At 63.7% G+C, this 237-nt stretch carries 1 protein-coding gene; it reads right to left on the bottom strand.

Annotation, left to right across the window (positions count from 1 at the left end; all coding sequences use genetic code 11):
- Window positions 1-237 (bottom strand): IS3 family transposase (locus tag ACTRWK_RS17550; RefSeq protein ID WP_462844114.1); only part of this gene is annotated, 237 nt, incomplete at both ends.

Below are 237 nucleotides of genomic sequence, written 5' to 3'. Positions count from 1 at the left end.
CCAGAGACCAGCGCGCATTGGGATACGCAGCCACCGGCATCGGGGAGCGCGTTCCTCGGGCCCGCTTGCGGCCGCGCCGCCGCTTCACTGACAACCCTTCTTCCCGGTAGAGCCGATACAGTTTCTTGTGGTTCATTCTCATGCCTTTGCGCTCAAGCAACACGCCAATCCGGCGGTAGCCGAACCGGCGCCGCTTTCCGGCGATCTCCTGCATCTCCTTGCGGATCTCAGGGCAGT

It is taken from the genome of Sulfitobacter sp. G5_S2_6_S6 (assembly GCF_054968505.1).
The sequence above is the reverse complement of the archived record's forward strand: the minus strand, read 5'-3'. Positions and strand labels throughout refer to the sequence as shown.